At 67.5% G+C, this 13,261-nt stretch carries 10 protein-coding genes; 5 read left to right on the top strand and 5 right to left on the bottom strand.

Translation table 11 applies throughout. From position 1 onward, the window contains the following. Window positions 1–8 precede the first annotated feature (8 nt). The 5 genes from SPF06_RS12915 to SPF06_RS12895 are packed head-to-tail and all read right to left on the bottom strand — an operon-like array spanning window position 9 to window position 6,427. Window positions 9–1,436 (bottom strand): sulfatase-like hydrolase/transferase, encoded by a 1,428-nt coding sequence (locus SPF06_RS12915; protein WP_323279483.1) that lies wholly within the window; start codon window positions 1,434–1,436, stop codon window positions 9–11. Beyond that, on the bottom strand, window positions 1,433–3,211 hold the full coding sequence (locus SPF06_RS12910) for a sulfatase (protein WP_323279482.1): 1,779 nt from the start codon (window positions 3,209–3,211) through the stop codon (window positions 1,433–1,435). The genes SPF06_RS12915 and SPF06_RS12910 overlap by 4 nt, the downstream gene beginning before the upstream one ends. A gap of 15 nt (window positions 3,212–3,226) precedes the next feature. Continuing rightward, window positions 3,227–4,201, bottom strand: a complete 975-nt coding sequence (locus tag SPF06_RS12905; protein ID WP_323279480.1) for a formylglycine-generating enzyme family protein — start codon at window positions 4,199–4,201, stop codon at window positions 3,227–3,229. Window positions 4,202–4,217: 16 nt separating this feature from the next. Next, window positions 4,218–4,802 carry a PadR family transcriptional regulator gene (locus SPF06_RS12900; RefSeq protein WP_323279479.1) on the bottom strand — a complete coding sequence of 195 codons (585 nt, stop codon included), beginning with the start codon at window positions 4,800–4,802 and terminating at the stop codon, window positions 4,218–4,220. A gap of 59 nt (window positions 4,803–4,861) precedes the next feature. Beyond that, window positions 4,862–6,427 (bottom strand): sulfatase family protein, encoded by a 1,566-nt coding sequence (locus SPF06_RS12895; protein WP_323279478.1) that lies wholly within the window; start codon window positions 6,425–6,427, stop codon window positions 4,862–4,864. Window positions 6,428–6,652: 225 nt separating this feature from the next. Between SPF06_RS12895 and SPF06_RS12890 the strand changes: the two genes are divergently transcribed. The 5 genes from SPF06_RS12890 to SPF06_RS12870 all read left to right on the top strand — a co-directional run bounded on the left by SPF06_RS12890 (window position 6,653) and on the right by SPF06_RS12870 (window position 13,258). After that, entirely contained in the window at window positions 6,653–8,176 is a 1,524-nt protein-coding gene (locus SPF06_RS12890) for an ABC transporter substrate-binding protein (protein ID WP_323279477.1), read from the top strand. Window positions 8,177–8,203: 27 nt separating this feature from the next. Next, window positions 8,204–9,145: an ABC transporter permease gene (locus SPF06_RS12885; RefSeq protein ID WP_323279476.1), complete on the top strand. Its 942-nt coding sequence runs from the start codon at window positions 8,204–8,206 to the stop codon at window positions 9,143–9,145. Further along, entirely contained in the window at window positions 9,142–10,986 is a 1,845-nt protein-coding gene (locus tag SPF06_RS12880) for a dipeptide/oligopeptide/nickel ABC transporter permease/ATP-binding protein (protein WP_323279475.1), read from the top strand. The genes SPF06_RS12885 and SPF06_RS12880 overlap by 4 nt, the downstream gene beginning before the upstream one ends. Continuing rightward, window positions 10,983–11,819 (top strand): ATP-binding cassette domain-containing protein, encoded by an 837-nt coding sequence (locus tag SPF06_RS12875; protein ID WP_323279474.1) that lies wholly within the window; start codon window positions 10,983–10,985, stop codon window positions 11,817–11,819. Before SPF06_RS12880 ends, SPF06_RS12875 begins: the two co-directional genes overlap by 4 nt. Before the next feature lie 98 nt (window positions 11,820–11,917). Next, complete coding sequence (locus SPF06_RS12870; RefSeq protein WP_323279473.1) at window positions 11,918–13,258, top strand: sulfatase family protein; 1,341 nt, start codon at window positions 11,918–11,920, stop codon at window positions 13,256–13,258. The last annotated feature ends 3 nt before the right edge of the window (window positions 13,259–13,261 follow it).

Here is a 13,261-nt window from a genome sequence, read left to right as displayed (position 1 = left end):
CGCTGGATCTAACCCGCAGCGGGAGGAGTGAAGGCGCGATACACGGCGTCGTCTTCGGGCTGGAAGGCACGCTCGGCGCGTTCTCGAACGGCGGCCTCGAGCCGCTCGCGGACGGGCCGATAGCGCGGATCGTCGGCATAGTTGATCCGCTCGAGGGGGTCCACGCAGGAGTCGGCCAAGAACACGTCGCTCTCGCCCGGCCGGGCTCGCCGGCCATCGACCCTCGTCGTCATGTCGAGGCGATAGCGGCGGGTCCGCACGCAGAACCGCTGAGGCCACCCACCGCCGTCGTGGCCTGTTCCCATCCCGCGGTTCGGGAAGGCGCGGCTCTCCGCCGCACCGTAGCCGATCGCGCTGATGATCATGTCCGGCGCGGGATCGGCCAGGAGATCCCGGCCGCCGATCTGCCGGGGCGCGGGAACGCGGCACGAACCGAGGACGGTCCGGGCGAGGTCAGTGCCGTGGGCTAGGTCAGAGCGGCGGCTTCCCGGCTGCGCGCGGCGAGGGTCGACGACGATGAGCGGCACCCGATGGCTCTGAGGGGCGAACGTGTGTTTGCCGAAAGCGCCGTCCTCGCCGAGGTGGGCGCCGTGGTCCGAAGTGAGGACGACGACGGTGCGATCCGCCATGCCGTGCAGCTCGAGGGCGTCGAGGAGGCGGCCGACCTGATCATCGAGCCACGCGACGGCGCCGTGATAGGCGACCTGCGCCCGCTGGAACTCGCCGGCGTCCATGGCATGCCCCGCGTTGACCTCCGCGAACCGCGACTCGAATCTGCTCGTACCCTCGGTGAAGACCGGGGCATCCGCGAAGTCGACGTGCTCATACCGGCTGGCCCAGGGCTCGGGAACGATCACGGGCGTGTGCGGCTGGAGGTAGGACGCCCTGACGAGGAACGGCCCCTCGCTCTCGGCCATGGCGGCGATGGCGCGCTGTGTGATCGCCTCGGGCGGATAGTCCTTGCCGGCCGGCCACGTTCCCGCGACGGGGAACCCCAGACCCGGAGTCCGAACGATCTTCTCCCCGGTTTCCCGTGCTCCCTGCACGAGTTCGCGCATGCTGGATCCCGCTGGATCCTGGGACTGCCACGGTGAGATGCCGGGCGGGAGGTGTTCCTTCCCGAAGTCCCGGGTGGTCCAGCCGGCCGCCGCGAGAACCTCCGGGAACGTCACGAGGTCCGGCGCCATGGGGTGCGCTCCGTCTCCGTACGCCTCATTGCCCCACACGCCCGTCTCGTCTGGCCCCCGCCCCGTCATGAGACTCGTCCTCGCCGGCACGCAGACCGGGGACGCCGTGTAGCTCGACTCGAAGAGCACTCCGGCTTGCGCGAGCCTGTCGATGTTGGGCGTCTGGATCTCGGGGTGGCTGTTTCCGTACGCGCTGATCGCGTCGGCACGGAGCTCGTCGCTCATGATCCACAGGACGTTGAGCCTCATGAGGCGGCCTCTCCCGAGATCAGTTCCTCGTGCAGGCTCGCGAGGTCGTTGGCGCTGATGCTCGGCATCACCACGGCGAGCTGCCACGGCGAGAGGCCCCCGTTCCGCTTGAGGAACATGGGTGCCTCGACGAAGGGGAGGCTCTTGAGCACGACGGCGCGGCTCGCCTCGTCCGCGAGCAGTTCCCGAATCGGGGTGAGGACTCCGGCGTGGGGCGAGGCGAAGCTCTCCGCAGCCGGCGGGACCTCCTGGCTCGTCGCGACCTTTGCCCAGAGTCTCCTCACCTGCAGGTGCTCTGGCCCCACCGGCCCGTCGGCGGGAAGGCCGAGGCGCTCGAACTGGGAGGCCGGCGCCTCGTTGAGGCGCATCTGCTCGACGAGGAGGCCCATCATCCGCAGCTCGAGCTCGTCGTCGATGACGGGATTGACCTGGCGGGGGTCGTCCTCGAGGTCGAACAGGAGGCAGCCGAACGAATGCGGGTTACCCATCCCCTGGCCCGCAAGTTCGAGCAGCGGGACGTTCTTGGTGAAGCCGAACGGCGGGACGAGCTTGGCTCCCTCGAGTTCCCGCGGCGCGTACCGGCTGTTCATGTGCGTCGGCATGAGCGTGTAGTCGAAGAGGGGCTTATTGTCCGGGCGATCGCACGTGCGCATGTAGACGTAGCGGCCGTCTGTGACGTTGACGTGGCCACCGAAGCTTCCGAAGAGGCCGGCTTCCCTCACGCGCTCATCGGTCGCGACCGTCACGGCAAGGTCGCGTCCCTGCGCGTCCCGCGGAACTGGCGCCCCGAAGAAGCTCAGGAGCGTGGGGGCTATGTCGATGGTCTGAACGAGTGCTGACCGACGTTCGTCCTGAATCTGGCTTCGGGGGTCCCAGATGAACAGCGGCGTGTGGATGTTCTCCTCGTACCACGGCTGGATGTTCTTGCCCCACCAGCCGTGCTCGCCGAGCAGGAGCCCGTGGTCGGTCATGACGATGAACAGCGTGTCGTCCCAGAGCCCGTGCTCGTCCATGGCATCGAGGACGCGGCCGAGCGAGGCGTCGCACATCGTCAGGAGGGCGGCATACTCGCGGCGGGCGTGGTCGACGGCGGCATCGTCCTCGACAACGCGGCGATAGTCCGGCCAGTCGAAGTGATCGCCCGCGTAATCATGGAGATAGTGCTGCTTGTGCTCGGCGTAGCTGAGGAATGGCTCGTGCGGGTCGAAGCACTCGATCTGCAGCATCCAGTTGTCGGCGTCGCGGTTCGTGTGGATGAACTCGAGCCCGGCGTTGACCGTCTTGGTCTGCGGGTGGTCCTCCACACGAGACATGTACTTGCGGTTGACCCAGTCGTGCCGCCACGCCGCGTTGCCCCGCCAGCTCACGGATGCGGGGATCTCGGGGGTCTCGACCTCTCCCTTCCAGCGGTCTCCCTCCTGCCCGCGGAAGAACTCGAAGGAGTTGAATCGATAGTGATACGTGGCGCCGCCGTCTTCCCAATAGTGCTGGTGGTCCGTCACCAAGTGGGTATAGACGCCGTGCTCGCTCAGCAGTTCGGGAGCCGAATCGTCGAACGGCTCGAGCGGTCCCCACGACCGGTGGAGGAAGTTGTACCGACCGGTGTGGAGTTCGCGCCGGGCGGGCATACACGGCATGCTGCCGCCGTAGCAGGTATCGAAGGTCGCCGTCCTCCGCCCCAGGCGCTGGAAGTTGGGGAGATGGGTCCAATCGCACCCGTAATTCGGGAGATAGGCCCGGTTGAGCGTGTCGAAGAGGACGACGATGGCCTTCACGGGGGTCCTTAGCAGTCAGGCTGTGGGGTCAGGCTGTGGGGTCAGGGCGACCGTGCGGAAGCCGCAGTTGCCGCTCGACGATTCGGGGGTGTTCGAGGTGCGGGCCGCGACGCGGTAGCGGTTGCAGTACGACTCGTGGCACAGGTAGGAGCCGCCGCGCATGACTCTGCCGGCCCCGATGGTGGGGCCCTGGGGGTTCTCTTCGGGCGAGTTGCGGTAGTACTTGACTTGGAACCAGTCGTTGCACCATTCCCACACGTTCCCCGCGACCTCGTAGAGGCCGAACCCGTTGGCGGGGAACGACTTCACGGGAGCAGTGCCGAGGAAGCCGTCCTCCTCGGTGTTCACCGTCGGGAAGGTTCCCTGCCATTTGTTGCAGCGGTGCTCGCCGTCGGGCAGAAGCTCGTCGCCCCACGCGTAGCGCTTCCCCGCGAGCCCGCCGCGCGCCGCGAACTCCCATTCGGCCTCGGTGGGAAGCCGTCGTCCCGCCCACCGGCAATACGCCTGTGCGTCGTTCCACGAGACGTGGACAACAGGGTGATCCGGAACCTCGGACCAGTGCGACGACGGCCCCGCCGGATGCGCCCAGTCCGCGCCGCGGACGTTGAGCCACCAGGGCGCTCCCGCGGCGCGGCCGAGGATGTCGGATTGCGGCGCGTTGACGAGGAGATGGAAGACCGCCGAGGAGCCATAGGCCTCCGCTTCGGTGCGGTAGCCCGTTGCGTCCACGAACTTCGCGAACTGCGCGGTGGTCACCTGGGTGGCATCGATCCGGAATGCGCTGAGGCGGACGGCGTGGACGGGAGTCTCGCCATCGGATGGGTACCCTTCGCCGAAGGCGTCGCCCATGAGGAACGCGCCCCCCGGCAGGTCGACGTCATCGTGGTGCACCGCGTGGGGCGGGGGAACCGCCGTCGTCCTCGGATGCAGTGAGAGCGGGAGCCGCTGCGGCGCCCGCGGCGCGGCGCAGCAGCTGGGGCTGTGTTCCATGGCTTCTCTCGTCTGTCTACTTGCTCTGCGACTGGATCTGGGCCTGGAGGCGCCGCTCGGTCGCCTCGAGCCACGCAATGAGGTTCGAGACCATGTAGTGGCCTCGGTCCTGTTGGATCAGATGCCATTCCTTCTGCCAGACGAGATCCTCCGCTGATGCGTCAGCGGGAACGAGGACTGGATCGAAGGAGCGATCGAACGTCTCCTCCGCACGCTTGCGGTACTCGAGTTCGATGCGGACGAGCTCCAGCGCCTTCTCGGGACTCGTGCTGCCGGCGAACCGGAGCCTGACCTGGAAGTCCGGATCGAGCGGGCGGCGGGACGGCACGTACGGGGAGTCGATCCACTCGTCGAGCCTGCGCCGGCCCTCAGCCGTGATGCGGTAGAGCTTCGCGTCGGGGCCTGAGTCGCGCTGATCAAGGATCGGCTGGGCCCAGTCCCACTCGACGAACTTGCCGAGCTGCCTGTAGATCTGCGACGTACGCGCCGAATACCCCACCCAGGGCCCGTGCGCCTCGAGCCACTTCCAGACGTCGTAGCCGGTGCGATCCCCCGTGGAGAGCAGCCCCAGAAGGACGACGTCGAGCCGGGCCAGTGTCACTCTTACCTCCCTTGGCCGCTCGTCGGCAGTGCTATTGAGGAGGATACGTGGTGTAGCAGTCACTCTGACGTGCTCATCATGGCTTCGAAGCGCCGCCGCATGCGCGCCCGGTCCTCTTGCGAGATGGGCACCTGGGCGTGCCACGAGACGTGGGTCGCGCCATTGTGCGGATGGAGACGCCCCATGAGATCGTCGGCGAGGTGGGCGCGGCCCGTGTTCCGGAGATGCTCGGCGTAGGCCTCGGGCTGGTTGTACAGCGTCGGCCCCACCTGGAGGGCGCCCTGCATCGGATCGGGAAGGGCGCCCGGCGAGCCTGCGTAGAAGCCGAGCCACTCGAACAGGTGGGAGCGCATCTGAGCGGCGAGGTCGGGTTCGATGTCGATCAGGTTGTTCGTCAGGTACGGATCCCGGGTCACGTTGAAGAGCGACTCGAGCTCGGCGCGGAAACACCCGGGGTGATACGTGCGGATGTAGAGGTGGTCCCGGGTGCGCACGGCCCGCTGGTACGTGTGGGCGCCGTGGCCCCATACGAGATACGGGCGCGACTCGATGCGCTCGCCGCGGACGGCGTCGGCGTAGGAGGCGCCCTGCCACTTCTCGGGCCGGTCCAAGCCGAGGAGGTCGAGGATGGTCGGGGCGTAGTCGATGTTGTACAGCAGCGCGTCGTTGCGGGTTCCCGCGACGCCCGGCTGGTCGGTGATCCCGGGCCAGTGCACGACCATGGGCAGGCGGTGGACCGGCTCGGAGGCCAGGCCGTGCTCGGCGTAGAGGCCGAGCTCGCCGAAGGACTCGCCATGGTCGGAGGAGACGACGATGGCGACCTCGTCGGCCAGGCCCATTGCCTCGATCTGGCGGCGCAGGCGGCCGAACTCGTGGTCCCAGAAGTGGATGGCGCCGTCGTACCCATTGATGAGGTGCTCGAAATCTGCGCGGGTACGGATCTCGTCCGGCATGTTGTGCGGCACGCGCGACTTCCGCGGAGCGCCCGAATAGTGGAGGTCGAGCGCGCTGCGCGGCCCGTAGACCTCGGCGTGGGCGTCGATCGCCTCCTGGTCGGGCCAGGCGGGCGCGGGTCCGGCGGCCGCGGCCTTCGCCGTCCACGATTCGTCCTGGAGGTAGTCCGTGTGCGGGTCCCAGTACGTCACGTGGAGGTACCAGTTCTCGACATCGCGATGACGCTCGATCCAGTCAAGGGCCGCGTCCGTGATCATGTCTGCGGGCTCGTCGCCCATGTCCGGCGTGACCTGGACGTTCTCGCGGAAGTTGCCCATGAAGTGGTAGGCACGGTGCCGTTCGGCGAAGGATGAGACGGCGGCACACGTGTAGCCGGCCGCATTGAGGGCCTGGCCGAGGAGCGGGCGGGTCGGGTGGGGAGCGTGGCCGGCATCGAGACGGAAGCGGGCGTCGTTGCCGAAGTGCCCGATCACCCCGTTCGTGATGCCGTGGGTGCCGCTCGTGAGCGCGGTGCGCGAGGGCAGGCATGGGGAGTCGGAGCAGTAGTAGCGGTCGAACATGACGCTCTCGCGGGCCATCTCGTCCAGATTCGGGGTGATGTCCCGGGAGTACCCGTAAGGACCCGTATGGTCGGGGCGCAATGAATCCACGTCGACGTAGAGGATCTTCATCGACCGACTCCTATCTCGTGCAGCTTCATGGGTTGTATCAATAGTGGAACACTGTGATTCGCAAAATACAAGCGATTGCCGACTCACTCTATGTGCAAAGTTTGATATCTCCCTCTTGTGCTCGCCGTCACGTGCGTGCCATCCTCGAGGTAGCTGTTCATCGCGGAACAGACGGCTGGCGGTCCCGGAGAGGCCCGCGGCCGCCGCAGCTGAAAGGACGTAATGATGCGTTTGAAGAAGACGGCCCTGTGTGCGACTGTCGCCGCGGGCCTCGCGCTCGCCGGATGCTCGGGTGGGGCGAGCGGCTCTGCGCAGGCTCAGAAGAACATCACCCTCGGCAACCTTCTTGCCCCGGCCACGTTCGAGGCGCGGAACTTCAACTGGGGGAACCAATCGGTCTACGCCCAGGCGGTCTATGACACGCTCGTGAAGATCTCCTCGAGCGGCCACGATCTCCAGCCGTCGCTCGCCACCTCGTGGGAGTACAACGCGGACAAGACCGTGCTGACCATGAAGCTCCGCGACGACGTAACGTTCTCCGACGGCACGCCTTTCACCGCCGATGTCGCCGCGCAGAACCTGCTGCGGTTCCGGGACGGGACCTCGCCGCAGAAGCCAAAGGTTGCCGACATGGTGGACGCGAAAGCACAGGACAAGACCACGCTCGTCATCACGCTCAAGCAGGCCAACCCTGCCTTCCTCCTCTACCTGGGCCAGGCGGCCGGCCTCATGGAGAGCCCCGCACAATTCGGCAAGTCCGATGTTCAGACGAAGCCGGTCGGCTCTGGGCCCTATACGCTCAACACGAGCAAGACCGTCGTGGGGACCTCATACGTCTTCGACAAGAACCCGAAGTACTGGGACGCGAAGAGCGTCCAGTACGACACGCTGACCATCAACGTCTACGCCGACTCCACGTCCGAGCTCAACGCCCTCCGCGGCAAGCAGCTCACCGCTGCCGCGATCAACGACCCGTCGATCGTGTCCCAGGTCGAGGCCGCGGGCTTCAAGGCGAACGGCCAGAACCTGAACTTCGCCGGCCTCCTCCTCTTCGACCGGTCCGGGAAGACGAATCCCGCGCTCGGGAACGTCAAGGTGCGCCAGGCGATCAACTACGCGATCGACGCCGACGCGATGCTCAAGGCGGTCGCCCAGGGGCGAGGCGTGCCGACACGCCAGGTCTTCCCCGAGTCGTCCGCCGGCTATGACGCCTCGCTCAACGCGGTCTACAAGTTCGACCCGGCCAAGGCCAAGCAGCTCCTAGCCGAGGCGGGCTTTGCCAACGGGCTCGAGCTCACTATCCCGACGTCGCCGGGCTTCCCCAAGTCGCTGTGGCCCCTGCTCCAGCAGCAGCTCGGCGACGTTGGCATCAAGACCAAGTTCGTCGACACGGGGCAGAATCTCATCGCCGACCTGCAGAGCCAGAAGTATGGCCTTTCCTACTTCACCCTCCAGCGTGACGCGAATGACTGGATGTTGATCAGCAACATGATCGCCCCCAACGGAACGTGGAACACGTTCAAATACCAGGACCCGACGGTCAGCGCGCTCATGGAGAAGATCCGCACCGGAAGTGACACGGACAAGAACGCGGCGGTCAAAGAGCTCAACAAGTACATCGTGGACCAGGCGTGGTTCGACCCGTGGTACTCGCAGACGAACTACTTCGCCACGGACAGCAAGACCACCGTCGATCTGAATCAGGGCAACGCCTGGCCGAACCTCTGGGACATCAAGCCGAAGGCCTGAGCGGCTGAAGCGGATCGAGGAATAGAGATGCTTGGATTCATCGTTCGGAGGCTGGCCAGCGGCGTCGTGCTGCTGGCGGCGATCAGTGTGCTGGGGTTCAACCTGCTGTATCTGGGGGGCGGGGATATCGCCCGGAAGATCCTGGGGGAGAGTGCTGATCAGGCCACTGTCGCGGCGAAGGCCCACGAGCTGGGCCTAGACCAGCCGCTGTACGCCCAGTTCGGGTCCTGGGTGGGCCACGCCTTCGGTGGGGACTTCGGGTCCTCGTGGTTCAGCGGCCAGCCTGTGGCCGATGCGATCACCTCACGTCTGGCAGTAACGCTCTCGCTGGTCACGGGGGCGATCGTGCTGATCGCGGTCGTCTCGGTCATCCTTGGGGTGCTCGCGGCGACAAAACGGGGTTGGATCGACCGGCTCGCGCAGTTCCTGGCCGTGGTGGGGCATGCGATTCCCGGGTTCCTGTTCGCCGTCGGCCTCGTGCTGGTGTTCGCCCTGACGCTGCACTGGTTCGACCCGACCGGGTACGTGCCGTTCCTGGATTCGCCCGTGGATTGGGCCAAGACCGTGACCCTGCCGGTCGCGGCCCTGGCCATCGGCGGGATCGCGAACGTGACCCAGCAGGTACGCGGCTCGATGATCGACGCGCTGCGCAACGACTATGTCCGCACGCTGCGCTCCCGGGGGATCCCGGCGCACCGGGTGGTGCTCAAGCACGTGCTGCGTAACGCCGCCGGCCCCGCCCTGGCCGTGCTGGGCGTGCATTTCGTTGGCCTGCTCGGCGGGGCCGTGATCGTCGAGCAGGTCTTCGCGATCCCGGGCCTGGGACAGGTGGCCGTGCAGGCCACGACCCAGGGCGACATCCCGCTCGTGATGGGCCTGCTCGTCGCCACCGGCGTCATCGTCATCGTCTTCAACCTCCTCGTCGACCTCACCCAAGGCTGGCTCAACCCGAAAGTGCGCCTGTCATGACAGCACAACTCCACGCACCGGATCCCGAACTCGCTATCCCCACGGCCCCTGAGATGGGCGCCCAGGCGGCGCTGGCGCGGCGCGTCCTGCGCAACCCGCTCGCGCTGGTCTCCCTGGCCTTCCTCGCCCTGATCATCCTTGGCGCCGTGTTCGCGCCGCTCATCGCCCCGTTCCGCCCGACCACCGCCGTCATCTCGGATGTGCTAGCCGCCCCCGGAGGATCCCATCTCCTGGGCGCCGACGGAGCGGGGCGTGATGTCTTCTCGCGACTGCTGTTCGGCGCGCAGTTCAGCCTCGCCGGGGCCCTCGTAGCGCTCGTGACCGCGATGGTGATCGGCGTGACGGGCGGCCTGCTGGCCGGCTACTTCGGCAAGTGGATCGACACCCTGTGGACGTGGGTGATCTCGCTCTTGATGGCCCTGCCGGCCATCATCGTGCTCCTCGCCGCGCGCGCCGTCGTCGGCCCTTCGCTGTGGGCCTCGATGGTGATCTTCGGGATCATTCTCTCCCCCGCGTTCTTCCGCCTCGTCTACGCCTCGGTCACCGCGGTGCGCAACGAGCTGTACGTGGACGCGGCGCGGGTCTCGGGCCTGAGCGACGCGAGGATCATCTCCCGTCACATCCTCACCGTGGTGCGGGCGCCAATTGTGATCCAGTCGGCGATCGTGGGCGGCGTGGGCCTGGCGATCCAGTCCGGGCTCGAGTTCCTGGGCCTGGGCGACATCAACGTCCCCACGTGGGGGCAGATGCTCTCCGACGGGTTCCAGAACCTGTACACGAACCCGCTGCTGATCGTCTGGCCGGCCACCGCAATCGGGCTCACCCTGATCGCCCTGACCCTGCTGGCCAACGCGCTGCGCGACGAGCTCGAGCGCGCGAGCGGGCCCGCGAAGCGCAGCCGGGCGAACGCCGGCAAGAAAAGCACGACGGCGCCCTCCGCCACCGCGGGCGACGAGACCATCCGGCACGACGGCGGCGCCGCGGGCGAGGCCGTGCTGACCATCGAGAACCTTTCGGTCGCGTACCCGGCACACGGCGGCGGGACCAAGACCGTGGTGCGGGGCGTCTCTCTCACGGTCGCCAGGGGGGAAGTCCACGGCCTGGTCGGCGAGTCCGGGTCCGGGAAGACCCAGACCGCGTGGTCGGTGCTGCGCCTGCTGCCCGAGGGCGGGCGCATCGCGGGCGGCTCGATCATCTTCCAGGGCAAGGATCTGGCCGGTCTGCGCGAGCGGGAGATGGAGAAGCTGCGTGGGCGTCGCATCGCCTACATCCCGCAGGAGCCCATGTCCAACCTCGACCCCTCGTTCACCATCGGGTCCCAGCTCGTCGAACCCATGACGATCTGTCTCGGCATCTCGAAGAAGGAGGCCACCGAGCGGGCGCTCAAGCTGCTCGCAAAAGTGGGCATCCCGAACCCGCAGCGGACCTTCGACTCCTATCCGCACCAGGTCTCGGGCGGCATGGCCCAGCGCGTCCTCATCGCGGGGGCGGTCTCGTGCGAACCCGACCTGCTCATCGCCGACGAGCCCACCACGGCCCTGGACGTCACCGTCCAGGCCGAGGTCCTCGACCTGCTGCGCGACCTGCAGTCCGAGCTCAACATGGCCGTCATCCTCGTCACGCACAACTTCGGCGTCGTGGCCGACCTGTGCGACCGGGTGTCGGTCATGCGACTCGGGCGGATCGTGGAGACCGGGCCCACTCGGGCCATCTTCAAGGACCCCCAACACCCCTACACCCGTGAGCTCCTCGGCGCGATCCTCTCCGAGGCCACCCCGCGCGGCCCGCTCGAAACCGTGGCTCCCGCTGCCGCACCGTCCCACAAGGAGGCGATCCGATGAACGAGCCGCTGCTGGACATCCAGAACGTCGCCGTCGACTACCCGTCCCGCCGGTTCCGCGCCAGGCCGTTCCGGGCCCTGCAGGAAGTCTCCCTCGACGTGCACCGCGGGGAGTGCGTGGGCCTCGTCGGCGAGTCGGGCTCGGGCAAGACGACCCTCGGCCGTGCCGTGCTCGGCCTGGCCCCTGTCACCGCGGGCAAGATCCTCTTCCGTGGGCAGGACATCGCCCATGCGCACCGCGGACGACGGCGCGAGCTCGCCGCGGATATCCAGGTCGTCTTCCAGGATCCCTACACCTCGTTGAACCCGTCCCTGACAGTCGAGCAGATCCTCGCCGAGCCGCTCACCGTGCGGAACACCCCGCGCGCGGAGGCGCAGAAGCGCATCCGGGACCTGTTCGAGATGGTCCGGCTGCCCGCCGACGCCGGCTCCCGCCTCCCGCGCGAGTTCTCGGGCGGCCAACGCCAGCGCATCGCGATCGCCCGGGCTCTCGCGCTCAAGCCGGCCCTCATCGTGTGCGACGAACCGGTCTCCGCCCTCGACCTCTCCACCCAGGCCCGCGTGCTCGAGCTCTTCAAGGACATCCAGGAGCAGACCCACGTCGCCTACCTCTTCGTCTCGCACGACCTCGAGGTCGTCAGGCATATCAGCCACCGCGTCGCCGTCATGTACCACGGGGAGATCGTCGAATTCGGCAACGGCGACCAGGTCACGGCGCGCCCGCAACACCCCTACACCCAGAGGCTGTTCTTCGCCGCGCCCATCGCCGACCCGGACGCCCAGGCCCAGCGCCGCGAAGAACGCCACCGCCTGCTCGCAGCGCAAGGCGCCTGAGCCACCTCCATCGACTGTCCCCATCGGCTCCCCGTAACTGTCGTCTTGAGCCCGCAAAACGACAGTTACGGAGCAATTGATCCCTAAGAGGAGAACCCTTGACGAACATCCTGCTCATCACGGCCGACGACATGGACGGGAACACTCCCGGTTCCTTCGGCGGCCCGAACGACGCGACGCCGAACCTCGACCGGCTGGCCGCGGAAGGCATGATCTTCCGGCGCGGCCATGTGCCGGCCGCGGTCTGCCAGCCGAGCCGCTCGGCCCTCATGACCGGGCTCTGGCCGCATCGCAACGGGGCAGAGGGATTCGAGCCGATCAACGAGGGGATTGGGGTCATCAACGATCTGCTCAAGGCCCAGGGATACCTCACTGGCATTCTGGGCAAGGTCAAGCACCTCCAGCCCGTGGAGCGCTTCGGCTGGGACACCGCCGTCGACATGGCGGAACTCGGCATGGGTCGGAACCCAGAAGCCTACAAGCGCGGAACCGCGGAGTTCCTCGAGCGGGCGGCCGCGGAGGGCCGGCCGTGGTTCCTCATGGCCAACGCCCACGATCCGCACCGGCCGTTCCACGGGAGCGAGGTCGAGCGGGAGCGCTGGACCGAGGAGCAGCGCGCGCTGTACCCGGCGCCGTCGAAGGTCTTCACCGCGGACGAGGTCAAGGTGCCCGGGTTCCTCCCGGACCTGCCCGACGTGCGGACCGAGTACGCCGAATACCTCAGCTCGGCGCGCAGGTGCGACGACGTCGTCGGCGCCGTCCTGGGCGCGCTCGAGCGCTCGGGGACCGCGCAGGACACCCTCGTCGTCTTCCTCTCCGACAACGGCATGGCCTTCCCGTTCGCGAAGGCCAACTGCTACCTGCGCAGCACGCTCACGCCGCTCATCGTGCGCTGGCCCGGCGTCACCACGGCCGGCTCGGAGGACGCGGAATCGTTCGTGAACATGCTCGATCTATTCCCGACGTTCTGCGAAGCGGCCGGCGCCGAGGTGCCCGAGGGCCTCGACGGGTCATCCCTCGCGCCCCTGCTCCGCAGCCAGAACGAGGAGGGCCGGGACAGGGTCTTCACCGTCTTCCACGAGACCTCGGCCAAGAACCGCTACGAGATGCGCTGCGTCCAGGACGCCCGTTATGGCTACATCTGGAACGCGTGGGCCGACGGCGAGACGAACTACAAGGCCGAGAACATGCTGGGCCTGACGTGGAACGCGATGCTCGAGGCCTCGGCGAGCGATGCCGCCGTCAAGGCTCGGTCGGACTTCTACCTCACGCGTTCGCCTGAGGAGCTCTACGACCTCACGGTCGACGCCGACTGCCTCCACAACCTGGCCGAGAGTCCGGAGTTCTCGGACATCCTCGCGGACAAGCGGTCAACGCTCGCCCAGTGGATGACCGAGACAGGCGACCCCCTCCTGAGCGCGTTCTCGGCCAAGGCCTAGTCC

This window comes from Sinomonas terricola (assembly GCF_034931225.1).
Classification (GTDB): domain Bacteria; phylum Actinomycetota; class Actinomycetes; order Actinomycetales; family Micrococcaceae; genus Sinomonas; species Sinomonas terricola.
Note: the sequence above shows the minus strand (reverse complement) of the source record. Positions and strands in the feature narration are given on the sequence as shown.

Excerpts from the sequence above, each read along its gene's own strand:
- SPF06_RS12915 (WP_323279483.1), bottom strand. The coding sequence starts at position 1,436 with ATGAGGCTCAACGTCCTGTGGATCATGAGCGACGAGCTCCGTGCCGAC.
- SPF06_RS12905 (WP_323279480.1), bottom strand. The coding sequence starts at position 4,201 with ATGGAACACAGCCCCAGCTGCTGCGCCGCGCCGCGGGCGCCGCAGCGG.
- SPF06_RS12895 (WP_323279478.1), bottom strand. The coding sequence starts at position 6,427 with ATGAAGATCCTCTACGTCGACGTGGATTCATTGCGCCCCGACCATACG.
- SPF06_RS12890 (WP_323279477.1), top strand. The coding sequence starts at position 6,653 with ATGCGTTTGAAGAAGACGGCCCTGTGTGCGACTGTCGCCGCGGGCCTC.
- SPF06_RS12885 (WP_323279476.1), top strand. The coding sequence starts at position 8,204 with ATGCTTGGATTCATCGTTCGGAGGCTGGCCAGCGGCGTCGTGCTGCTG.
- SPF06_RS12880 (WP_323279475.1), top strand. The coding sequence starts at position 9,142 with ATGACAGCACAACTCCACGCACCGGATCCCGAACTCGCTATCCCCACG.
- SPF06_RS12875 (WP_323279474.1), top strand. The coding sequence starts at position 10,983 with ATGAACGAGCCGCTGCTGGACATCCAGAACGTCGCCGTCGACTACCCG.